This window comes from Dietzia sp. UCD-THP (assembly GCF_000349585.1).
Lineage (GTDB): Bacteria > Actinomycetota > Actinomycetes > Mycobacteriales > Mycobacteriaceae > Dietzia > Dietzia natronolimnaea_A.
Map to the genome: position 1 here is coordinate 377,881 of NZ_KB714650.1, position 21,527 is coordinate 399,407.

At 69.5% G+C, this 21,527-nt stretch carries 22 protein-coding genes; 3 read left to right on the forward strand and 19 right to left on the reverse strand.

Translation table 11 applies throughout. From position 1 onward, the window contains the following. Positions 1-10 precede the first annotated feature (10 nt). Complete coding sequence (glgB, locus tag H483_RS30275) at positions 11-2,383, forward strand: 1,4-alpha-glucan branching protein GlgB (RefSeq protein WP_017837059.1); 2,373 nt, start codon at positions 11-13, stop codon at positions 2,381-2,383. A gap of 20 nt (positions 2,384-2,403) precedes the next feature. On the opposite strand, the gene H483_RS30280 is transcribed toward glgB, so the two are convergent. Next, positions 2,404-3,330 carry a tetratricopeptide repeat protein gene (locus H483_RS30280; RefSeq protein ID WP_017837060.1) on the reverse strand — a complete coding sequence of 309 codons (927 nt, stop codon included), beginning with the start codon at positions 3,328-3,330 and terminating at the stop codon, positions 2,404-2,406. A 35-nt stretch (positions 3,331-3,365) separates the two neighbouring features. Continuing rightward, complete coding sequence (locus H483_RS30285; RefSeq protein ID WP_017837061.1) at positions 3,366-4,565, reverse strand: acetyl-CoA C-acetyltransferase; 1,200 nt, start codon at positions 4,563-4,565, stop codon at positions 3,366-3,368. Positions 4,566-4,641: 76 nt separating this feature from the next. On the opposite strand from H483_RS30285, the gene mce reads away from it, so the two are divergent. After that, the gene (mce, locus tag H483_RS30290) at positions 4,642-5,112 is read left to right on the forward strand and encodes a methylmalonyl-CoA epimerase (RefSeq protein ID WP_031264909.1); all 471 of its coding nucleotides are present in this window, start codon (positions 4,642-4,644) and stop codon (positions 5,110-5,112) included. A 34-nt stretch (positions 5,113-5,146) separates the two neighbouring features. Then, positions 5,147-6,085, forward strand: a complete 939-nt coding sequence (locus H483_RS30295) for a hypothetical protein (RefSeq protein WP_017837063.1) — start codon at positions 5,147-5,149, stop codon at positions 6,083-6,085. Here the strand turns inward: H483_RS30295 and H483_RS40110 are convergent. From H483_RS40110 to rho, 17 genes are all read right to left on the reverse strand, one after another. Continuing rightward, the gene (locus H483_RS40110) at positions 6,066-6,368 is read right to left on the reverse strand and encodes an ATP/GTP-binding protein (RefSeq protein WP_081615183.1); all 303 of its coding nucleotides are present in this window, start codon (positions 6,366-6,368) and stop codon (positions 6,066-6,068) included. The genes H483_RS30295 and H483_RS40110 overlap by 20 nt on opposite strands. 14 nt (positions 6,369-6,382) lie before the next feature. After that, the gene (gene nucS / locus H483_RS30300; protein WP_017837064.1) at positions 6,383-7,063 is read right to left on the reverse strand and encodes an endonuclease NucS; all 681 of its coding nucleotides are present in this window, start codon (positions 7,061-7,063) and stop codon (positions 6,383-6,385) included. Positions 7,064-7,135: 72 nt separating this feature from the next. Beyond that, positions 7,136-7,621 carry a DUF2550 family protein gene (locus H483_RS30305; RefSeq protein ID WP_017837065.1) on the reverse strand — a complete coding sequence of 162 codons (486 nt, stop codon included), beginning with the start codon at positions 7,619-7,621 and terminating at the stop codon, positions 7,136-7,138. A 59-nt stretch (positions 7,622-7,680) separates the two neighbouring features. Continuing rightward, positions 7,681-8,052: a F0F1 ATP synthase subunit epsilon gene (locus H483_RS30310; protein WP_017837066.1), complete on the reverse strand. Its 372-nt coding sequence runs from the start codon at positions 8,050-8,052 to the stop codon at positions 7,681-7,683. A gap of 9 nt (positions 8,053-8,061) precedes the next feature. After that, positions 8,062-9,510 (reverse strand): F0F1 ATP synthase subunit beta, encoded by a 1,449-nt coding sequence (gene atpD / locus H483_RS30315; protein ID WP_017837067.1) that lies wholly within the window; start codon positions 9,508-9,510, stop codon positions 8,062-8,064. Positions 9,511-9,513: 3 nt separating this feature from the next. Beyond that, the gene (locus H483_RS30320) at positions 9,514-10,500 is read right to left on the reverse strand and encodes a F0F1 ATP synthase subunit gamma (protein ID WP_017837068.1); all 987 of its coding nucleotides are present in this window, start codon (positions 10,498-10,500) and stop codon (positions 9,514-9,516) included. 55 nt (positions 10,501-10,555) lie between these two features. Beyond that, positions 10,556-12,196 (reverse strand): F0F1 ATP synthase subunit alpha, encoded by a 1,641-nt coding sequence (gene atpA / locus H483_RS30325; RefSeq protein ID WP_017837069.1) that lies wholly within the window; start codon positions 12,194-12,196, stop codon positions 10,556-10,558. A gap of 105 nt (positions 12,197-12,301) precedes the next feature. Then, positions 12,302-13,120, reverse strand: coding sequence for a F0F1 ATP synthase subunit delta (locus tag H483_RS30330; protein WP_031264910.1), 819 nt, complete (start codon positions 13,118-13,120; stop codon positions 12,302-12,304). Between the two features lie 14 nt (positions 13,121-13,134). Beyond that, entirely contained in the window at positions 13,135-13,710 is a 576-nt protein-coding gene (locus H483_RS30335) for a F0F1 ATP synthase subunit B (RefSeq protein ID WP_017837071.1), read from the reverse strand. 31 nt (positions 13,711-13,741) lie between these two features. After that, a complete protein-coding gene (locus tag H483_RS30340) occupies positions 13,742-13,987 on the reverse strand; it encodes an ATP synthase F0 subunit C (RefSeq protein ID WP_017837072.1) in 246 nt (81 codons plus the stop codon). 101 nt (positions 13,988-14,088) lie between these two features. Then, on the reverse strand, positions 14,089-14,814 hold the full coding sequence (gene atpB, locus H483_RS30345) for a F0F1 ATP synthase subunit A (RefSeq protein ID WP_017837073.1): 726 nt from the start codon (positions 14,812-14,814) through the stop codon (positions 14,089-14,091). A gap of 268 nt (positions 14,815-15,082) precedes the next feature. Then, on the reverse strand, positions 15,083-15,529 hold the full coding sequence (locus H483_RS30350; protein WP_017837074.1) for a hypothetical protein: 447 nt from the start codon (positions 15,527-15,529) through the stop codon (positions 15,083-15,085). Positions 15,530-15,539: 10 nt separating this feature from the next. Continuing rightward, positions 15,540-16,700 (reverse strand): glycosyltransferase family 4 protein, encoded by a 1,161-nt coding sequence (locus tag H483_RS30355; RefSeq protein WP_017837075.1) that lies wholly within the window; start codon positions 16,698-16,700, stop codon positions 15,540-15,542. Between the two features lie 16 nt (positions 16,701-16,716). Beyond that, entirely contained in the window at positions 16,717-17,370 is a 654-nt protein-coding gene (locus H483_RS30360; protein ID WP_017837076.1) for an L-threonylcarbamoyladenylate synthase, read from the reverse strand. Continuing rightward, positions 17,367-18,341, reverse strand: a complete 975-nt coding sequence (gene prmC / locus H483_RS30365) for a peptide chain release factor N(5)-glutamine methyltransferase (RefSeq protein WP_152427955.1) — start codon at positions 18,339-18,341, stop codon at positions 17,367-17,369. Before prmC ends, H483_RS30360 begins: the two co-directional genes overlap by 4 nt. A 3-nt stretch (positions 18,342-18,344) precedes the next feature. Next, the gene (gene prfA / locus H483_RS30370) at positions 18,345-19,430 is read right to left on the reverse strand and encodes a peptide chain release factor 1 (RefSeq protein WP_017837078.1); all 1,086 of its coding nucleotides are present in this window, start codon (positions 19,428-19,430) and stop codon (positions 18,345-18,347) included. Further along, complete coding sequence (rho, locus tag H483_RS30375) at positions 19,427-21,487, reverse strand: transcription termination factor Rho (protein WP_017837079.1); 2,061 nt, start codon at positions 21,485-21,487, stop codon at positions 19,427-19,429. The genes prfA and rho overlap by 4 nt, the downstream gene beginning before the upstream one ends. Positions 21,488-21,527: the final 40 nt, after the last annotated feature.

Consider the following 21,527-nt stretch of genomic DNA (forward strand, 5'->3'; position numbering starts at 1 on the left):
GGACAACGGCATGGCAAAGCACCACGGCGCGGGTCGACCCGCCTCCGGCAGGCCCGCCTCCGACAAGCCCACCACCACGCCAGGCCGGGTGCCTCCGCCCGTCGACCCGGGGGCCACCTGGCGGACGCCCGAGGATCTCGCGCGGGACTCGTCGGGGCAGACCCCGGCTCCGGCCGCGCCGGAAGGTCCGACCGCGCCGGCGGGTCCGGCGGGCGAGATCCCCCGCGACGAGTTCGACGCGCTGCGCTCGGGGACCCACCGCGACCCGCATTCGGTCTACGGCGCCCACCGGGCCGGCGGCGGTTCCGTCGTGCGGACCATGCAGCCCGGCGCCACCTCGGTGGAGATCGTGCTCGGCTCCCGCACCGTCCCCATGGATCCGCTCGGTGACGGCGTGTTCGGGGCGACGATGGACGAGCCGGATGTCCCCGACTACCGGTTCCACGTCACCTACCCGGACGGATACACCCGGACCGTCGCGGACGGGTACAGGTTCCTGCCCACCCTGGGCGAGATGGACCTCCATCTGGTCAACGAGGGCCGTCACGAGCGGCTGTGGACCGTCCTCGGGGCGCACGTCCGCACGTACGAGACCCCCGGCGGTCCCGTCACCGGCACGTCGTTCGCCGTCTGGGCCCCGAACGCCCGTGGCGTCAGCGTGGTGGGTGACTTCTGCGGGTGGAACCCCGTCGCGCTGCCCCTGCGCGCGATCGGCGCCTCCGGGGTGTGGGAGGTGTTCGTTCCCGACGTCGCCGACGGCGCCGTGTACAAGTACTGCGTCCGCGGCGCCGACGGTCGCACCGTCGACCACGCCGATCCGCTGGCCGTGGCCACCGAGGTGCCACCCGCGACAGGATCCAGGGTGTTCACGTCCGGGTACGAGTGGAACGACGACGAGTGGGTCGCCACCCGCGCGACCCGCGACCACTCCCGGTCCCCGATGACGGTCCTCGAGGTCCACGTGGGCTCCTGGCGGCCGGGGCTGGGCTACCGGGAGTTCGCCCACCAGTTGGCCGACCACGTGGCCGAGACCGGCTTCACCCACGTCGAACTCATGCCCGTCGCCGAGCACCCCTTCGGCGGGTCCTGGGGTTACCAGGTCTCCTCCTATTACGCCCCCACCAGTCGCTTCGGCTCCCCGGACGACCTGCGCTACGTGGTCGACCACCTGCACTCGCGCGGCATCGGCGTGCTCATGGACTGGGTCCCCGCACACTTCCCCAAGGACGAGTGGTCCCTCGGCCGCTTCGACGGCACCCCGCTCTACGAACACGCGGACCCCCGCCGCGGTGAACAGCCCGACTGGGGCACCTATGTCTTCGACTTCGGCCGTCACGAGGTCCGGAACTTCCTGGTGGCCAACGCGTTGTACTGGGCCGAGGAGTTCCACGTGGACGGTCTGCGCGTGGACGCCGTGGCGTCGATGCTCTACCTGGACTACTCGCGCAACGAGGGCGAGTGGACCCCCAACCGCTATGGCGGGAGGGAGAACCTCGAGGCCATCTCGTTCCTCCAGGAGGTCAACGCGACCGTGCAGCGGGAGCACCCGGGATTCCTCATGGTCGCCGAGGAATCGACGTCGTGGGGCGGCGTCACCGCCCCCACCGAGACCGGCGGGCTCGGATTCTCCATGAAGTGGAACATGGGGTGGATGAACGACACCCTGCGGTACGTGGGCCTCGACCCGGTCTACCGGGGCCACCACCACGGCGAGATCACGTTCTCGCTGATGTACGCCTGGAGCGAGCGCTTCGTGCTCCCGCTCAGCCACGACGAGGTGGTGCACGGCAAGGGATCGATGTGGCAGCGCATGCCGGGTTCCTCGTGGGACCGGGCGGCCGGGTTGCGGGGACTCTACGCCTACATGTGGGCCCACCCGGGCAAGAAGCTCCTCTTCCAGGGACTGGAGTTCGGCCAGGTCGGCGAGTGGAACGACGAACAGGGCGTGACCTGGGGGGACCTCGAGGGTTGGGAGGGCGAGTACCACCGCGGCATCCTCGCCTCGGTCAGCGACATGAACGCCCGCTACGCGGAGAACCCCGGTCTCTGGTCACTCGACGACGACCCGTCGGGATTCTCGTGGATCGATGCCAACGACTCCGACCACAACGCCCTGTCCTTCCTGCGGACGGATCATTCGGGCAGCACCATCGCCTGCGTGGTGAACTTCTCGGGCAGCGCCCTGCACGACTACCGGATCGGGCTCCCCGAGGCCGGGTTCTGGGAGGAGATCCTCAACACCGACGCCGCCGCCTACGAGGGATCCGGTACTGGCAACCTCGGTGGGGTCGACGCCGAGGAGCGGCCACACCACGGCCGGACGCACTCGGCGGGCATCACCGTCGGTCCCCGCGCCACGATCTGGTTGCGACACACCCGGTGACCGGGGGAGGCGCAGCGGCGTCAGTACAGCGCGTTGGCGAGGTTGCGGCGGGCGGCCAGGGCTCGCGGGTCGTCCGTCGGGAGCGACTCGAGGAGATCGACCAGCCGGGACCGCAGGACCGCCCTGTCGTCGCCCGCGCTCACCCGGATCGCGTCGACGAGGACCGCGAACGCCGACTCGTACTCTCCGCCCACCAAAGCCCTGTCGGCCGCCCGCAGGGCCGCGGCAACCGTGCCCTCGCCGGCATCGGCGTCCTCGGCCGCACGACGAGCGGCCTGCACGTACCTCAGCGCCTCGAGGAGCGAGTGGTCACGCGGGCGTGAGTCCACCAGCGCGGCGAAGCGCTCCTCCGCGGTAGCCAACTCGCCGTCCGCGAGTGCGTCCTCGGCCGCGTCACGTTCGGGATCTGCCGGGTCGTCCGGCTGCCCGGTGGCCTCGGACCCGGGGACTCCGCTGAGCTTCCCCTCGGTGGCCTGGAGGACGGCCGCGATCCACTGACGCAGCGCGTCCTCGGGCTGCTCCCCCTCGAAGTCCGCCAGCGGCCGCCCCGCCGCGACGGCGACGACGGTCGGGACCGCCCGCGCCTGGAACGCCTGCGCGATCCCCGGGTTGGCGTCCACGTCGACGACCGCGTGTACCCACTGACCGCCCCCCTCCTCGGCCAGCGAGGACAGCAGGGTGGTCAGTACCGTGGGTGCCCGGCGGGACATGAGTTCGACGACGACGGGGACCTGAGTCGACCGGACCAACACCTCTTGCTCGAAGGTCGCCTCGTCGACCTCGACCAGGGTCACCGGCCCCGTGTCCCCACCGGGCGTGCGGGCGGCGACGGGGTCCCGCTTCGCCTCCGCCCGCTTCTTCAACCCCGACAGGTCGACGGCGCCGGCGAGGGAGGCCGCGAGCTTCTGCTCGGACGCGGACGGGGGTCGGTTACCTGGTCTCGTCACGCCTTCGATCCTGCCACGGCCGGTCCGATCGGGGGTCAGCTGGTCGCGGGCACGCGGATCAACAGAGCATCTCCCTGCCCACCGCCGCCGCAGAGGGCGGCCGCCCCGAGGCCACCACCACGGCGGGCGAGCTCGAGCGCGAGGGTCAGGACGACGCGGTTGCCCGACACGCCGATCGGGTGACCGATCGAGATGGCGCCGCCGTTCACGTTCACCTGGTCCGGGCTCAGATCGAGCATGCGGGTCGAGTGCAGTCCGACCGAGGCGAAGGCCTCGTTGAACTCGAACAGGTCGACGTCCTTCACGTTGACGTCCGCTCGCCTGCACGCGTCCAGTACCGCGTCCGCGGGCTGGTGCTGCAGGGTCGAGTCCGGGCCCGCGACGGTGCCGTACCCGACGATCTCGGCGAGGACCGGCCACCCCTCGGCCTCCGCGCGCGCGGCCGAGGTCACGATGACCGCCGAGGCGCCGTCGGAGATCTGCGACGAGGACCCGGCGGTGATGGTCCCGTCCTTCGAGAACGCCGGCCGGAGCTTGCCCATCGACTCCGCGGTCGACTCCGCACGGACCCCCTCGTCGGTCTCCACGACGGTGTCGCCCTTGCGGCCCTTGACCGTCACCGGGACGATCTCGTCCGCGAACCGGCCGGCCTCCGCGGCGGCGGCGGCACGCTGATGGGAGGTCGCGGCGAACTCGTCCTGGTGCTCACGGGTGATCTCGAGCTCGACGTTGCGCGCCTCGGTGAGGGCGCCCATCGGCTGGTCGGTCGGAACGTCGTGCAGGCCGTCGTAGGCCATGTGGTCGAGGACCTCGATCGATCCGTACTTGTACCCGGCGCGGCTCTTGGGCAGCAGGTGCGGAGCCTGCGACATCGACTCCTGACCCCCGGCCACGACCACCTCGGAGTACCCGGAGCGGATCGCCTGATCGGCGAGCGCGATCGCGGTCAGTCCGGACAGGCACATCTTGTTGATGCTCAGGGCGTCGACCCGCTTGGGGATGCCCGCAGCCAGCGAGGCCTGACGAGCGGGCATCTGACCATTTCCGGCGGAGAGCACCTGTCCCATGATCACCTGGTCGACGGCCTCCGGGGAGACACCGCCCCGCTCGAGGGCGGCGCTGATCGCGATGCCACCGAGCTCCGGGGCCGAGAGCGAGGACAACCCGCCCTGGAGGCGGCCGAACGGGGTGCGGGCCCCGGAGACGATGACGGTGCGGGTGGAGTCGGCGGGCATTGCGGACCTTCCATTCGAGGGGCTGAACGTGTACACGCCAAACTACCGTCTCCACTCACCGACTACCGTGGTCCCCATGACCTCTACCCCAGCCGACCAGCCCCTACTGCCCTCCGAGCTCGTCGTGGCGATCGACCACGTCGGCGTGGCCGTCCCCGACTTCGATGCCGCCGTCGCCTGGTACCGCGACAACCTCGGGCTGGAGAACCTGCACGAGGAGGTCAACGAGGAGCAGGGCGTACGCGAGGCCATGCTCGGATCGCCGGGACGACCGGACGGTGGCGCGCTGCTGCAGGTGCTCGCACCCCTGGACGAGTCCTCGACCATCGCCAAGTACCTCGACCGCAACGGTCCGGGAATCCAGCAGATGGCGGTGAGGGTGACCGACATCGACGCGATCACGTTCCACCTCACCGGGCGGGGGGTGCGGGTGCTGTACCCGGCTCCGAAGAACGGGACCGCGGGTTCGCGGATCAACTTCATCCACCCCAAGGACGCAGGGGGCGTCCTGCTCGAACTGGTCGAGCCGGCCGCCGGATCGCACTAGTCCCCCGGCGTGGCCGCCCCGCTAGGGTGGGGTCATGTCGAGCACACAGATGGCCGCCACGGGCGCCGGCCCGTTCGCGGTGGTCCGCAGGGGCTTCGACCGCGAGCAGGTGACCTCAGCGCTCCAACGCCTCGAGGCCGAGGTGGAACTCCTCCGCGCGGACCGCGACGCCGCCGTCGAGAGGGCTGAACGAGCGGCGGCCGAGGCGGCGCAGGAACGGTCCCGCGCCGCCTCCCTCGAGGCCCGCGTCGCGGAACTCGGCCGGACCCCGGTCACCAACGAGCAGATGTCCGACCGGCTCTCCACCATGCTGTCCCTCGCCTCCGCCGAGGCCGAGTCGATGCGCGACGCCGCCCTCGCCGCCGCTGATCGCATCCGGGCCGACGCCGAGGACGAGGCCTGGAACCTGCGCGACTCGGCCCGACGAGACGCCGAGGCCGACCGCGGGGCCGCCGCCGCGGAGCTCACCGCTGCGCGAGAGCGCGCCGCCGCGGTGCGGACGGAACAGACCGGCATCCTCGATGCGGCGCGGGCGAGAGCTGAGGAGATCGTCCTCGCCGCCGAGCGGGAGGCCGCCAGGCTCGATCTCGAGGCCGCCCACCGTCGCGATCTGATCGACGAGGACCACCGCATCGCCTCCGACGCGAGGAGGACGCGGTCCCTGCTCGAGGACCGGGAGCGCCGGGAGGCCTCAAAGGCCGCGGCGGACTCCGTCCGGCGGGAGGCCGAGGAGCAGGCTCGCGGGACGATCGACCGGGCCACCTCCGAGGCGGCGGCTCTCGTCTCGAAGGCGCGTGCCCACGTGGAGCAGCTGAAGTCGGTCCGCGAGCAGGTCGTCGCCGATCTCGCGTCGATACGAGCCCGTCTGGAGCCCATCCCCGGCCGCCTGGACGACGATCCGGCCCTGCCCGCCGATCCCCTTGTCGACGTTCCACAGCGTGACGATCGTCGGCTCAGCTCCACCGACGGGTGAGGCCACGGTTCGCCCTCCCGGACCAGCATCCGCTGTGCCAGTGGCGCCGGTCGTCCTCGCCGCGCGGCCTGTCGGGCCACGCGACCACGTGCGGGGAACCCGCGGTGATGACCTGGTCACACCCCGGGCAGCGATAGTCCTTCCCGGCGCGCGAGCCGGGCACACGCCGAACGTGGTAGTCGTCCGGATCCCCCGACGGGCCGGATTCCAGTGCGGCGCCTCCGAGGCCGTCCCTCCGGGGCGCCGGGCGCTCACCTCCCGCGCGTCTGTGACGTCTCGGCACCTGGTCCCCTCACCTCAGAACAGCCGCAGGTCCGTCGACTCGATGCCGCGAAGCGAGTCGTAGTCGAGCGTCACGCAACGGATGCCGCGGTCCTCGGCGAGAGTCCTGGCCTGCGGCTTGATGACCTGCGCCGCGAACACCCCTCTCACCGGGGACAACAACGGGTCGCGATTGAGCAGTTCCAGATAGCGCGTGAGCTGTTCCACGCCGTCGATCTCACCGCGGCGCTTGATCTCGACCGCCACGGTCACGCCATCGGCGTCCCGGCCGAGGATGTCCACAGGCCCGATCGCCGTCATGTACTCACGGCGGACCAGGGTGTAGCCGGGACCGAGAGTCTCCAGGTGCTCGGCCAGCAGTTCCTGGAGATGGGCCTCCACCCCGTCCTTGACCAGGCCGGGGTCCACCCCCAGCTCGTGACGGGAGTCGTGGTGGACCTCGGCGAGTGTGATCCGGAGTTGCTCCCCGGCCTTGTTCTCCACCACCCAGAGCAGGTGCGCAGGATCCTCCGGATGCTCCTGCTCAACGAGCGAACAGGGTGGCGTCATCCAGTTGAGCGGCTTGTAGGCGCGGTCGTCGGCGTGCACGCTGACGGACCCGTCCGCCTTGAGCACCAGCAGCCTGGGTGCCATGGGGAGATGGGCCGACAGACGGCCGACGTAGTCGACCTGGCATGTGGCGACGACGAGACGCACGGATCCTCCTCGATTCGGGGTGTGCGGGACCGCCCTCCGGACAGTCGTCGCCGAGCGCGGTGCTCGAGACCGTCACCGCCGTCGGCGGTCCGCGGAGCGGAATTGGTCAGCGGAGCGGAACTGGTCGGCGGAGCGGATCTGATCGGTGGAGCAGGCCTCCACCCACGCCAGCAGCGCGGTCAGCTCTGCCGGGCCCACACACAGTTCGCCTTCTCTGATCCCGAGCCTGCGGTCACGACCCGCGAAGGACACGATCAGCTCCCCCGACTCCGCGATGTCGAGCTCGTGGCCGGTCGGCTGTCGCCGGGGGCCGAGTTCGAGGCTCCGGCGGTCCAACCGGACGTCCGCACCGAACCTCACGCTGAGCAACCGGTAGAAGGCCAGATCGGTATCGGAATACCTCACGGCGCCGTGGCGCCAGGAGTCCTCACCGTCCCGCCTGACGAGGACCGAGGTGGCGTTCCTGCGGACGACCACCAGGCGATACACCACGGCCGCGGCCACCGGGGCCAGGACGAGCAGCACGACGACACCGAGAATGATCCCGGTGATCGCCATCTACCCAACCCCTTCCGGTGGCCGCGGCCGTCAGGTCACGGGAGGACCGTATCGTACCGCTAGCTGCCGGCCTTCTCGACCGCCCGGAGACGACCGCGGGCGGCGGCGGCCGCCTGCTGGTCGTCCCCTGCCTCGGACAGTGCGCGCTCGGCCTCGGCCCGGTCGATGGACTCCGCCCACTCCGCGGTCTCGCCGAGGATGCTGACCTTGTTCGCCGTCACGGAGAGGAATCCGCCCTGCACCGCGGCGACCTTCTTGCCCTCGTCCGTGTAGACCGTCACGGTGCCGCCGGCATCCAGCTCGCCGAGCAGCGGCTCGTGCCCGGACTGGATACCGATCTCGCCCTCGGTGGTCTTGGCGACCACCATGGTGGCGGTACCGGACCAGAAGCGGCGCTCGACCGTGACGAACTCGACCTCGATGTCAGCCATGGTCAGCGGTCACTTCCCCGAGAGCTTCTTGGCGGCCGCCTCGACGTCGTCCAGACCACCGATACCGTTGAACGCCTGCTCCGGGAGATGGTCCAGCTCGCCCTTGCACAGCTTGTCGAACGCCTCGATGGTGTCCGACAGCGGCACGACCGAACCGACCTGGCCGGTGAACTTCTCGGCGACCAGGAAGTTCTGGCCGAGGAAGCGCTCGAGGCGACGGGCACGCTGAACGGTGACCTTGTCCTCCTCGGAGAGCTCGTCCATGCCCAGGATGGCGATGATGTCCTGGAGTTCCTTGTACTTCTGCAGGATCTGGATGACGTTCTGCGCCACCCGGTAGTGCTCCTCCCCCACGATGCCCGGCTCGAGGATGCGGGAGGTCGAGGTGAGCGGGTCGACGGCCGGGTAGATGCCCTTCGAGGCGATCGAGCGGGAGAGCTCGGTGGTCGCGTCGAGGTGGGCGAAGGTGGTCGCCGGCGCGGGGTCGGTGTAGTCGTCCGCGGGGACGTAGATCGCCTGCAGCGAGGTGATCGACCGGCCACGCGTCGAGGTGATCCGCTCCTGCAGCATGCCCATCTCGTCCGCGAGGGTCGGCTGGTAACCGACGGCGGACGGCATGCGGCCGAGCAGGGTCGAGACCTCGGAGCCGGCCTGCGTGAAGCGGAAGATGTTGTCCACGAACAGCAGGACGTCCTGGCCCTGAACGTCGCGGAAGTACTCGGCCATGGTCAGCGCCGAGAGGGCGACGCGCATACGCGTCCCCGGCGGCTCGTCCATCTGGCCGAACACCAACGCGGTGTCCTGGAGGACGCCCATCTCCTCCATCTCGAGGAAGAGGTCGGTGCCCTCACGGGTGCGCTCACCGACGCCGGCGAACACCGAGGTGCCGGAGAACTCGCGGGCGATACGGGTGATCATCTCCTGGATCAGCACGGTCTTGCCGACGCCGGCACCACCGAACAGGCCGATCTTGCCACCCTTGACGTACGGGGTGAGGAGGTCGATGACCTTCACGCCGGTCTCGAGGATCTCGGTCTTGCCCTCGAGCTGGTCGAAGGCGGGCGGCTCACGGTGGATACCCCACTGCTCACCGTCCCGGCCGGTGCCGGGCGCGTCGAGGCAGTCGCCGAGGGCGTTGAAGACGTGGCCCTTGACGACGTCGCCCACGGGGACCGAGATCGGCTTACCCGAGTCGACGACCTCCGCGCCACGGACGAGCCCGTCGGTCGACTGCATGGAGATGCAGCGGACCATGTTGTCGCCGAGGTGCTGGGCGACCTCGAAGGTCACGGTCTTGGCCACGGCCTCGAGGGTGATCTCTGTGGTCAGGGCGTTGAAGAGTGCCGGGAGGGCGCCGCGCGGGAACTCCACGTCGACGACCGCACCCAGGACGCGGGCGACCCGACCGGTGAGACCGGCCGTGCCCGTCGTGCTCTGATCGGTAACAGCTGTGGTCATTGCTTAGTCACTTCCTGCGCTAGCGGCGAGCGCACCAGCGCCACCGACAATCTCGCTGATTTCCTGGGTGATCTGTGCCTGGCGGGCCTGGTTGGCCTCGCGGCTCAGGCCTTCCACCAGTTCGGTCGCGTTGTCCGTCGCGGACTTCATGGCCGTGCGTCGCGCGGCCGACTCCGACGCCGCCGACTCGAGCAGCGACGCGAACGCCCGCGTCGACATGTACCTCGGGAGGAGATTGTCGAGGAGGGTGTCCGCGTCGGGCTCGAAGGTGACCTCGGGCTTGAAGTCCGTCTTGGACGTGTCCAGCATGTCCTCGCCCAGGTCCAGCTCCTCGACCTCGACACGGGTCTCGATCGGGGCCAGACGCCGTGCACGCGGGGTCTGCGTGAGCATCGACTTGAACTGGGTGTAGACGATGTGGACCTCGTCGACGCCCTTGCGGGTGGTGTCGCCGGAGTAGTCGCTGCCGAGGTACTCCGACGCGTCGAACGTCGCCTCGCCCCCAGCCGCGAAGGCGGCGGACAGGAGCTGGAAGGCCGGACGGGCCTCCTGGTAGTCCGGCTTCTGGGAGTGCCCGTGCCACGAACCCGCCAGTTCGACCTCGCGGAACGTGTAATACACGATGCCCTTGTTGCCCAGCACGTAGATGTCGACCTCGCGGCCGGCCTCCTCCAGGAACGCGATGAGCTCGGCGGCCTCCTTGAGGACGTTGTGGTTGTATCCACCGCACATCCCGCGGTCGGACGTCACCACCAGCACGGCGGAGCGTGTGGCGTCCTCCGGCTCGTTGAGCATCCTGTGCTGGACCGACGACGCGCTGGCGAGATCGGTCAGGATGGCGGTGATCTGATCGGCGAAGGGCTGAGCGGCCTCGACCCTCGCCTGGGCCTTGGAGATCTGCGAGGTGGCGATCAGCTCCTGGGCCTTGGTGATCTTCTTGGTCGAGTTGACGGACTTGATCCGGTCGCGCAGTTCACGCATGTTCGCCATTACTTCAGATCACTCTCCTCTCGGCCTTGAATCGGATGGCTGTCATCTCGAGGCCTCAGGCCTTCTTCTTCTTGGTGAGCGTGAGGGTCTCACGGTCGATCTCGTCCTCCGAGAGGGCCTCGGCTTCGGGCTCGTTGACCACGCGGGAGCCGTCGGAGGCGACGAAGCCCTCCTTGAACTCATTGGTCTTGGCCTCGAGAGTCGCCTTGGACTCCTCGGACAGAGCGGCGCCGCCGTCGATCTGGCTGTAGACGTCGGCGGCGGAGTGCCGCAGGCTCTCGAGCAGCTCGCCCTCGAACCGACGGACGTCCTCGACGGGGACCGTGTCGTAGAAACCCTCGCCGGCGAGGTAGATCGAGACGATCTGGTCCTCGACGGCCACCGGGGAGCTCTGGTCCTGCTTGAGGATCTCGACCAGACGCTGACCACGCTCGAGCTGCGCCTTGGACGCGGCGTCGAGGTCGGAGGCGAAGGTCGCGAACGACTCGAGGTCGCGGTACGCGGCCAGGTCGAGACGCAGTGACCCGGAGACCTTCTTCATGCCCTTGGTCTGGGCGGCGCCGCCGACTCGGGAGACGGAGATACCGACGTTGACGGCGGGGCGCACACCGCGGTTGAACAGGTCGGACTCGAGGAAGACCTGGCCGTCGGTGATGGAGATGACGTTGGTCGGGATGAACGCGGAGACGTCGTTGGCCTTGGTCTCGATGATCGGCAGGCCGGTCAGCGATCCCCCGCCCATGTCGTCGGAGAGCTTGGCGCAGCGCTCGAGGAGACGGGAGTGCAGGTAGAAGACGTCACCCGGGTAGGCCTCGCGACCCGGCGGGCGGCGCAGCAGCAGCGAGATGGCGCGGTAGGCGTCGGCCTGCTTGGACAGGTCGTCGAACACCACCAGGACGTGCGCACCCTCGTACATCCAGTGCTGGCCGATGGCCGAGCCGGTGAAGGGGGCGAGCCACTTGAAGCCGGCGGAGTCGGAGGCGGGGGCCGCGACGATGGTGGTGTACTCCATCGCGCCGTGCTCCTCGAGCGTGGCCTTGACGCCCGCGATGGTCGAGCCCTTCTGGCCGATCGCGACGTAGATGCACCGGAGCTGCTTGCTCTTGTCGCCCGACTCCCAGTTGGCCTTCTGGTTAAGGATCGCGTCGATGCAGACCGCGGTCTTGCCGGTCTTACGGTCGCCGATGATCAGCTGACGCTGTCCGCGGCCGATCGGGGTCATGGCGTCGATGGCCTTGATGCCGGTCTGCATCGGCTCCTCGACGGGCTGACGCTCCAGGACGGACGGCGCCTGCAGCTCGAGAGCGCGGGTACCCGCGGACTCGATCTCGCCACGGCCGTCGATGGGCTTGCCGAGCGGGTTGACCACGCGGCCGAGGAAGCCGTCGCCGACGGGGACGGAGAGGACGTCCCCGGTGCGACGTACCTCCTGTCCCTGAGCGATCTCGTCGAAGTTGCCGAGGATGACCGCGCCGATCTCCCGGTCCTCGAGGTTCAGTGCGACACCGAGGATCCCGCCGGGGAACTCCAGCAGCTCGTTGGCCATCGCCGAGGGGAGGCCGCTGATGTGCGCGATGCCGTCACCGGTGTCGACGACGACGCCGACCTCCTCCTTCGTCGCGTCGGTCGAAACGGTCGAGGTGTAGTTCGCAATCGCGCTGCGGATCTCTTCGGAGGAGATCGTCAACTCCGCCATGTCATTCCTGCTCTCAAAGTCGGGATGTGCTTTATGGGTGTTTACGTGAGCCACTACCGCTGGAACACGGCCGAGTCGCAGCTCGTCTTGTGCCGGCCCGGCAGGTCAGCGGAGGGACCGACGCATCGCGTCGAGCCGTCCTGCCACGCTACCGTCGATGATCTCGTCGCCGACCCGGACGACGACGCCGCCCAGGAGGGACTGGTCGACGTCGTTGTGGATGGCGATCTCCCGCCCGTACAACGACGCCAGTCGGGCCCGGAGATCATCCGACTGCTGTCCGGTCAGCGGCTCCGCGCTGGTCACCACGGCGACGGACCGGCCACGCAACTCCGCGGCCTGGACCGAGACCGCCATGATGTCGTCCGCCGGCATACCCGACGGCCGAGCCACCGCCTGGGAGGCCAGAGCTTCGGTGACCGCGGTGACCTTGCCGTACAGCACCTCGGCGAGCAGGCCGCGCCTGGCTCCCACGTCGGCGGTCCGATCAGCCAGCAGCTGCTCGAACTGGGGATCCCCGGCGACGATCCGCCCGAGCCGGAACAGCTCGTCCTCGACGGTCTGGAGCTGGCCCTGCTGGTCGGCCGAGCGCAGGAGCGCCTCGCGGCCCAGGAGGACCAGACCCTCCCGCAGCTCACGAGGGGTGGACCAGTCCTGGGACACCGCAGCGAGGAGAAGGTCCAGGGTCGCCTGGTCGACCTTCCACCCGAACACCCCACGGACCAGGTCCTGTCGGGCCTCCACCGGGGCCGCGGTGTCGGCCACGGACACCCGGAGAGCGCGGTTGTCCTCGAGGACGCCCACGACCTCGAAGAGTTCCTGGCCCACCTTCGCCCCTGTCGCTCCCCCGGCCGGGTTCGCCGCCAGGGTCTGCTCCAGAGCGCTCCGGGTATGGTCGAGCGCTTCGCGACTCGCTGCGTGCATCGGCTCCACTTCCCTTAGTTCCTGCCCGCGCCGGGGACCCGGTCGAGGTCCGCCAGAAAGCGATCGATGGTGCCCGAGCGCCGGACCGGATCCGACAGCTGCTCACCCATGAGCCGCTCGGCGAGATCCACGGACTGACGACCGAGGTCGCTGCGGAGCTCGGCGATGATCTGCTGCCGCTGAGCGGCGAGCTGCTGCTCGCCGGAGGCGATGATGCGGTCGCTCTCCGCCTGTGCCTCGGACTTCATGTCCGCGAGGATCTGCTGACCCTGTGCACGCGCGTCGTCGCGGATCTTGGCCGCTTCGCTGCGCGCCTCGGCGAGTTGGGCCTTGTACTTGGCCAACTCCTCCTTCGCCTCGGCCTGGGTCTGCTCGGCACGACGCAGACCGCCTTCGATGCGCTCGGAGCGCTCGTCGAGGACCTGCTGAAACTTCGGGAGGATGAACTTCCAGAAGAGCCACAGGATGACGGCGAGCGGGATGAGCGACCAGACGATGTCATACAGCGGAGGAATCAGCGGGTTGGGGCTGTCCTCCAGGGGGAGTGATTCTCCACCCTCGGCCGCCAAGATGGCGATGACGTTGTTCATGGTGCGTCCCTACGAGGTCGGTGGTCGTCGATCAGAACAGGAAGCCGGCGACGATACCGATCAGGGCGAGTGCCTCGGTGAAGGCGATACCGAGGAACATCGTGGTACGGAGGGTGCCGGCCATCTCGGGCTGGCGGGCCATGCCCTCGACGGTCTTGCCGACGAGGATGCCGATGCCGATGCCGGGGCCGATGGCGGCGAGGCCGTAGCCGATGGCACCGAAGCCCTCGTTCACGGTGACGGTCTCGGCGGCCTGGGCGAGAGTGACGATGTCCATGGGAGTTCCCTTTCAGATGGCCGGTGCGGGCTTCTCCGCACCGGTCGGACGTGATGTGTCGGGTAGACGGGATGGTCGTGCCGGGCCCGGGGGCCCGGGGTCTAGTGGCTCTCCGCGTGGAGTGCGAGGTCGATGTACACCGAGACCAGCAGCGCGAAGATGTAGGCCTGGAGGAAGAGGACCAGCAGCTTGAACAGCGTGAAGGCGACCGAGAGCAACGAGGTGCCCACCGCCAGCAGCGACCAGCCGTTCAGCTGCCAGAAGAAGAAGTTCGTGGCACTGAACAGCAGGACGATGATCAGGTGCCCCGCCAGCATGTTGGCCATGAGACGAATGGTCAGCGTGGCCGGACGGAGGATGAACGTCGACACCAACTCGATCGGCACCACCAGGATGTGCAGCGCCGGGGGAAGACCCGGGATCACCACACTCGCCTTGATGAACTTGGCGAAGCCGTACCTCTTGGACCCCGCGTAGATGAAGGTCACGTAGCCCAGGACCGCGAGCATCAGCGGGAAGCCGATCCTGGCGTTGGGCGAGATGTTGAGCCCCGGGATGATCGTCGGGAGGTTCATCGCGAAGACCGCGAAGAAGATCGTCGCGATGACCGGCAGGAAACGGCGCCCCTGCTCCTTGCCCAGGATCTCCTCCGCGATGTGGACCCGGACGAAGTCCAGGCAGATCTCGGCGAAGTTCTGGACCCCGCGCGGGACCAGCTTGGGGTTCCGCATGGCGATCACGAAGAAGCCCAGCAGCACCACCGTCATGAGCAACCGGATGATCATGAGCCGGTCGAGGACGAACGCGTCACCGGCGAAACCGGTCAACCACTGCTGGGAAGGGAAGAACTCATAGTCGATGTTCGGGGGATGAAACTCGCCCTTGAAGGCCAGAAGCGTGGTACTCAGTGTGTTCTCCCCTGGTCGTGTTGGGCGACATGCGCCCGAGCGCGTTCGGTACGAGTGGCCCGGTGATCGCGGCCATTTTGGGATTCCGCGCGAACGCCTCGGGCCGTGAAGCAGCCCGGTGACGTGCTCGTCTCACCGTCGATGAGAATAACATCCTGGTCTCGGCACGGGGACACAGGGGGACCCGTCACGTGGCCGCGGGCTCCACGTAGGGCGCACGGGTCTTGAGGATGGCCCACGTCTCCACCGCCAGCACCACGATCAGCGCGGCGATGACCGTGACTGCGAAGGCGGGGCGCGAGTAGAAGTCGAACCTCGAGAGCACGGCGACGATACCCATCGCCGCGAGGAGTTTGACCAGCCAGGTCCCCAGGACGACGGCCGCGGTCGTCTGCGGAGCCGAGTGCGCCGTGGAGATGACCACGATCGCCGTGGTGAGCACGAACGCCCCGCCCACGGCGGCTCCCATCAGCGTGCCCCACAACCCGGGGGTCCCGTCGATCGCGGTCCAGGCCGCGGCACTGAACACGGCGAGCACGGCCAGCGCCAGAGCGCCGAACCGGACCGCCTTGCGGAGACCTGCGGTGTGGGGGCTGTCGGCGGGCTGCGCGGGTGTCGCGGGAGTGTCCGTCATGACCAGCAGCCTAACCCGAGCCCCCGGGGTCGACGGTTCCGCGTTCGCCGCGCGAACTCCGCAACCGCGGCACCAGCGTGGCGGCCAGGACCGAGATGAGCCCGGCGGCGGCGAGCGGGACGATCACCTCGGTCGGGAGCATGGTCGCGCCGACGGCACCGAACGCGATGAGCGAGACCCACGCGTAGATGACGAGGGCGACCCGCCGATGGGAGTGACCCAGATCCAGCAGACGGTGATGGAGATGCATCTTGTCGGGGGCGAACGGGCTGCGGCCGGCGCCCACCCGACGGACCACCGCCATCACGAGGTCGAGCATCGGGACGAACATGGCCGCCGCGACGACGATCATCGGCGAGAGCAGGACGATCATCTCCTGCGGCCCGTACAGGCTCTGGGAGATCTTTCCGGACGCGCTGGTGGAGGCCGCCGCGAGGACCAGGCCGATCAGCATCGACCCCGAGTCCCCCATGAAGATCCGGGCAGGTTGGAAGTTGTGCGGCAAAAAGCCCAGCAACGCGCCGGCGAGGACCGCCGTGACCAGGGCCGGGGGGTACGCGCCGACCGTGCCCCCCTGGTCGAGCATGATCCCGACGGAGAAGACGCAGATCGCGGTGGCCGCGATGGCACCGAGCCCGGCGGCGAGGCCGTCCAGACCGTCGACGAAGTTCATCGCGTTGACGATGGTCAGTGTGAAGACGACGGTGAGCAGACCCGCCTGGAGCTGATCCAGCACCAGGATGTTTCCGTCCCCGAAGGGGATGTACACCAGGTTCCAGGACACGCCCATCGCCACCAGGACGCCCGCCGCCGCCGCCTGACCTGCGAGCTTCGTGACCGCTCCGAGGCCGAGGATGTCGTCGACGATGCCCACCAGCACGATCACTCCGCCCGCGATGATCGTCGCCTCGACGTCCGGGGCGAACGGCGGGAACGCCCGGTTGAGAGCGGGGAGCTGCGCGGACAGGTAGACGGCGACCAGCATCCCGGTGAAGATGCCGACCCCGCCGAGGCGGGGCGTCGGCACCACGTGCACGTCTCTGTCGCGCGGGTAGGCCAGTCCCCCGATCGCCGGTGCGACCCCCCTGACCAGACCTGTGACGACGAACGTGACCAGGCCCGCCGTGACCGCGATGAGCAGGAGCTCGCGGAACGGAACCCCTATGCCCACGCCCAGATCACCCCGGTCAGCCGCGCAGAGACGCGGCGTCGGTGTTCAGGACCTCCCCGACGCGCTCTGCGCTCACGGCCCCCTCCCGCACGATCCGGGGCGCCGGTCCCGTGAGGTCGACGATCGTCGAGGGTTGGCCGACCGAGCACGGGCCGCCGTCGAGGTAGACGGCGACCGAGTCCCCCAGCTGCTCACGGGCCTCCGCGACCGTGGTCGCCGGGGGCTGCCCGGAGACGTTGGCGCTGGAGACGGCGAGCGGCCCGACCTCGCGGAGCAGCTCGATGGCGACGGGATGCAGCGGCATCCGGAGCATCACCGTGCCCTGCGTGTGTCCCAGGTTCCAGTTGAGGGACGGTGCCTGGTGCACGATCAGGCTCAGGCCGCCGGGCCAGAACGCCCGGATGAGGTCTCGCGCCGTCGCGGGTGTGCTGACGACCAGGCCGTCGATGGTCTCCCAGGAACCGACCAGGACGGGCACGGGCATGTCCGGTCCGCGCCGCTTGGCGGAGAGCAGCAGGGTGACCGCATCCGGGTCGAAGGCGTCGGCCGCGATGCCGTAGAGGGTGTCCGTGGGGGTCACGACGAGCCGGCCCGCACGCAGTGCCCCGGCCGCGGAACTGAGGCCGACCTCTCGACCGGTGTCCTCGGTGCAGTCGTAGGTGATGGTCACCGGGTGGTCCCCTTCCGGACTGTCGGGTCGAGCTCGTCGTCGTTGTCAGGATCGCCGTCAGGATCGTCGTCACGATCGCTGTCATGATCGTCGAGTCTGGTCGCGGTGACGAACCGCGGACGTCCGGCGAGGTCGGTGTGCTGCTCCACGGTACCGAAGCATCCCTGCGCCTCGACCACCGCCGCGACGGCGGCGCCGGTCTCCTCGTCGTGCTCCACGGCGAGGTGGCCCCCCGGCGCCAGGAGCCCGGCCGCTACACCGACGAGCGGAGTGATGACGGCGAGGCCGTCGGCTCCCCCGAACAGCGCGGTCGCCGGCTCGTGCCCGAGGACCTCCGCGGGGAGGTCGTCGGTCCGCGGGATGTACGGCGGGTTGGACACCACCGCGTCGACCCGACCCCGTAGTCCCGGCAGGATGCCGGGGTCCGTCGCGTCCCCGGAGTGCACCATGAGTGGCGTGTCCCCCGCGGCCGCCCGCTCGGCGGCGTTGCGCCGCAGCCATTCCAGAGCCTGATCGTGCAGCTCCACGGCGTGGACCCGCGCATCGGGACGGGCATGGGCGATCTCGAGGGCCAGCGTTCCGCTACCGGCACAGAGGTCCACCACGACAGGGCCCGGTCCGTCGCCCGGGGCGGGGAGCGCGGCCAGCGTGTCCTCCACCAACAGCTCGGTCTCAGGTCTGGGGATGAAGACACCGGGCCCCACCGCGAGGTCCAGACGGCCCGACACGGCCCGCCCGAGGAGGTACTGGATCGGGGTGCGATCGGCGATGCGGGCGGCGACCAACCGGTCGATCTCCGCGAGTCCGGAGGCGTCCACCGCGTCGGCCAACGGGAGTGCGGAGCGGGTGATTCCGAGCACATGCGCGCAGATCAGCTGCGCCTCCACGACGGCGGAGTCGACACCGGCGGCCCGCAGGTCGTGCGCGGCCGACCTCACGACCGCGGTCGCCGGCACGGGGCGCGAAGGCACCGCCTAGGCGTCTTCCATGCGTCTGCGGCGGTCCTCGACCGCCAGTGCGTCGAGGACCGCGTCGAGGTCACCGTCGAGGACGGCGTCGAGATTGTGCGCCTTGAACCCGACCCGGTGATCGGCGATCCGGTTCTCGGGAAAGTTGTAGGTGCGAATGCGCTCCGACCGGTCGACGGTGCGGATCTGGCTGGACCGCCCCTCGGAGGCCTCGGCGCTCGCGGCCTCCTCGGCGGCGGCCTGGAGCCGGGCGGCGAGCACCTCCAGCGCGCGCTGCTTGTTCTGCAGTTGACTTCGTTCGTTCTGACACGTGACGACAGTGCCGGTGGGCAGGTGCGTGATCCGCACCGCCGAATCGGTGGTGTTGACCCCCTGGCCGCCCTTTCCCGACGAGCGGTACACGTCGATCCTCAGGTCCGACTCGTCGATCTCGACCGGCCCCACGTCCTCGGGCTCGGGGAAGACGAGCACCCCGGCGGCCGACGTGTGGACCCGGCCCTGCGACTCGGTGACCGGTACCCGTTGGACGCGGTGCACTCCGCCCTCGAATTTCAGGCGGGACCACACACCGTCCCTCGAGGGGTGACGAGACCTGATCGAGAACGAGGCGTCCTTGTACCCGCCCAGATCGGACTCGGTCACCCCGAGGACCTCGACCACCCAGCCGTGCTTCTCCGCGTACCGCGTGTACATGCGGGCCAGGTCTGCCGCGAACAGCGCCGACTCCTCCCCGCCTTCACCGGACTTGATCTCCATGACCACGTCATCCGCGTCGTGGGGGTCCCGCGGTGCCAACAGGTCGGCCAACCGCGACTCCAGCCTCGTGACCTCCTCCGCCAACCGATCGGCCTCCTCGGCGAACGACGAGTCGTCGCCGGCCAGCTCACGCGCGGCGTACAGGTCGCCCCGGGTGGACTCCAGAGCACGGTGACACTGCACCACGGGAGTCAGCTCGGCGAATCGCTTGCCCACCCTGCGCGCGGCCACCGGGTCCTCGTGGAGCGCCGGGTCGGACAGCTGCGCCTCGAGACCCCCGTACTCCGAGAGGACGTCGTCGATGGAGGACGGCGAACGCCCCGGGGCCTGCGTCACTCCTCGTCCTGGGGCAGGGTCGGAGTCGTCTTGGCCACCTGCAGGAGGAACTCGTAGTTGGTGTTGGTCTTGCGCAGCTGCGACATCAGCAGGTCGATCGCCTGGTGCGAGTCGAGCCCGGACAGCACTCTCCGCAGTTTGTGCATGACACCGGCCTCCTCCGGCGTCATCAGGAGCTCCTCCTTGCGGGTGCCCGAGGGCCCCACGTCGACAGCCGGGAAGACGCGCCGCTCCGCGATGCGCCGGTCCAGCTTGAGCTCCGCGTTGCCGGTGCCCTTGAACTCCTCGAAGATCACCGTGTCACCGGCGGACCCCGTCTCGACCATCGCGGTGGAGATGATGGTCAGGGAACCACCGTTCTCGATGTTGCGTGCCGCTCCCAGGAACCGCTTGGGCGGATAGAGCGCGGTGGAGTCGACACCGCCGGACAGGATGCGTCCCGAGGCGGGTGAGGAGTTGTTGTAGGCGCGACCCAACCGGGTGATGGAATCGAGGAGGACCACGACGTCCTGCCCCATCTCCACCAGTCGCTTGGCGCGTTCGATCGCGAGCTCCGCGACCTGGGTGTGGTCCGACGGCGGGCGGTCGAAGGTCGAGGCGATGACCTCGCCGTTGACCGAGCGCTGCATATCGGTCACCTCCTCGGGTCGCTCGTCGACGAGCACGACCATGAGATGACACTCGGGGTTGTTGATCGCGATCGAGTTCGCGATGTTCTGCAGGATCGTGGTCTTGCCCGCCTTGGGCGGGGAGACGATGAGCGCCCGCTGGCCCTTGCCGATGGGCATGATCAGATCGATCACCCGGGTCGAGAGGACGTTCTTCTCGGTCTCGAGACGCAGACGCTGGTTGGGGTAGAGCGGCGTGAGCTTGCCGAACTCCGGGCGGTTGCGCGCGTCCTCCGGCGGTCCCCCGTTGACCGAGTCGATCCGGGCCAACGGGTTGAACTTCGCCCTGTTCTTCCCCCCTTGACCGCCGCCGCGACCGCCGCCCTGACCCCCGCCGGACCCGTCGTTCTGGGCGTCGCCCTGACCGTCCCGAGGCATCTTGACCGCGCCCGTGATCGCGTCGCCGCGACGCAGTCCGTACTTGCGGATCATGTTCATCGAGACGTAGACGTCGTTCGACCCCGCGAGGTAGCCGGAGGTACGGACGAACGCGTAGTTGTCCAGGACGTCGAGAATGCCCGCGACCGGCTGGAGGACGTCGTCGTCCCGCACCTCGGTCTCGCCCTCCTGCGGTCGGCCGCCGCCCCCACCGCGGTTGCGCTCGCGCCGCCGGCGGCTTCGACGACCGCGGCCGCCCCCGTCGTCGTCGTCTCGGTTCTGACCGTCGCCCCGCGGGCCGCTGTCTCCGCCCTGGTTGCCCTGGTTGCCCTGGTTACGAGGGTTCCCGGAATCGCCGCCCTGCTGGTCGCGACCGCGACCGCGCCCGCCCTGGTTGTCTCGACCCTGGTTGTCGCGACCCTGGTTGTCGCGACCCTGCTGACCCCGACCCTGGTGATCGGACTGCTGCTGGTCCCCCGACTGGTGGTCGCGACCGCGACCGCCCTGCTGACCCTGGTCCTGGCGACCCGACTGCTGCTCGTCGCGGTTCTGGCCGCCCCGTCGCTGCCGGGCACCCTGGTTCTGGGACTCCTGCTGGTCCTGGCCCTCGTCGCGGCGAGCCCCCTGATCAGCGTTCTTCGCCTGTCCCCCGGCCCTCTGACCCCCCCCGGCCCTCCGTCCGGCACCGGTCTTCTGCCCGTCCGCGGCCTCCTGGCCGTCCTGCCGGGGGGCGGTGTCCGCAGCCGCGGCCGGCGTGGCCTCGGCGGGAGTCTGGGCGGGCAAGGACTGGGTGGGAGTCTGGGCGGGCGAGGACTGGGCGGGCGATGACTTGGCGGCGGCCTGGGGCCGCCCACCACTGGCGGAGTCGATCATCGCCACCAGATCGCTCTTGCGCTTACCTGACAGGCCCTTGAGGCCCATCTGCTGGGCGAGAGACTTGAGGTCTGCCAGACGCATGGCCGCCAGTGCAGCCCCCTGCGGAGGTGTGGAGTGGGTTTCCGTCGAGGTCACGGGTGTCCTTTCTGGGCCCGGGCCGAGTCGGTGTCAACCG

What these genes read in the sequence shown, in the direction of transcription:
- glgB (WP_017837059.1), top strand. Translation starts at nt 11, where the DNA reads ATGGCAAAGCACCACGGCGCGGGTCGACCCGCCTCCGGCAGGCCCGCC.
- H483_RS30285 (WP_017837061.1), bottom strand. Translation starts at nt 4,565, where the DNA reads ATGCCCGCCGACTCCACCCGCACCGTCATCGTCTCCGGGGCCCGCACC.
- mce (WP_031264909.1), top strand. Translation starts at nt 4,642, where the DNA reads ATGACCTCTACCCCAGCCGACCAGCCCCTACTGCCCTCCGAGCTCGTC.
- H483_RS30295 (WP_017837063.1), top strand. Translation starts at nt 5,147, where the DNA reads ATGTCGAGCACACAGATGGCCGCCACGGGCGCCGGCCCGTTCGCGGTG.
- H483_RS30305 (WP_017837065.1), bottom strand. Translation starts at nt 7,621, where the DNA reads ATGGCGATCACCGGGATCATTCTCGGTGTCGTCGTGCTGCTCGTCCTG.
- H483_RS30310 (WP_017837066.1), bottom strand. Translation starts at nt 8,052, where the DNA reads ATGGCTGACATCGAGGTCGAGTTCGTCACGGTCGAGCGCCGCTTCTGG.
- atpD (WP_017837067.1), bottom strand. Translation starts at nt 9,510, where the DNA reads ATGACCACAGCTGTTACCGATCAGAGCACGACGGGCACGGCCGGTCTC.
- H483_RS30320 (WP_017837068.1), bottom strand. Translation starts at nt 10,500, where the DNA reads ATGGCGAACATGCGTGAACTGCGCGACCGGATCAAGTCCGTCAACTCG.
- atpA (WP_017837069.1), bottom strand. Translation starts at nt 12,196, where the DNA reads ATGGCGGAGTTGACGATCTCCTCCGAAGAGATCCGCAGCGCGATTGCG.
- H483_RS30330 (WP_031264910.1), bottom strand. Translation starts at nt 13,120, where the DNA reads ATGCACGCAGCGAGTCGCGAAGCGCTCGACCATACCCGGAGCGCTCTG.
- H483_RS30335 (WP_017837071.1), bottom strand. Translation starts at nt 13,710, where the DNA reads ATGAACAACGTCATCGCCATCTTGGCGGCCGAGGGTGGAGAATCACTC.
- H483_RS30340 (WP_017837072.1), bottom strand. Translation starts at nt 13,987, where the DNA reads ATGGACATCGTCACTCTCGCCCAGGCCGCCGAGACCGTCACCGTGAAC.
- H483_RS30350 (WP_017837074.1), bottom strand. Translation starts at nt 15,529, where the DNA reads ATGACGGACACTCCCGCGACACCCGCGCAGCCCGCCGACAGCCCCCAC.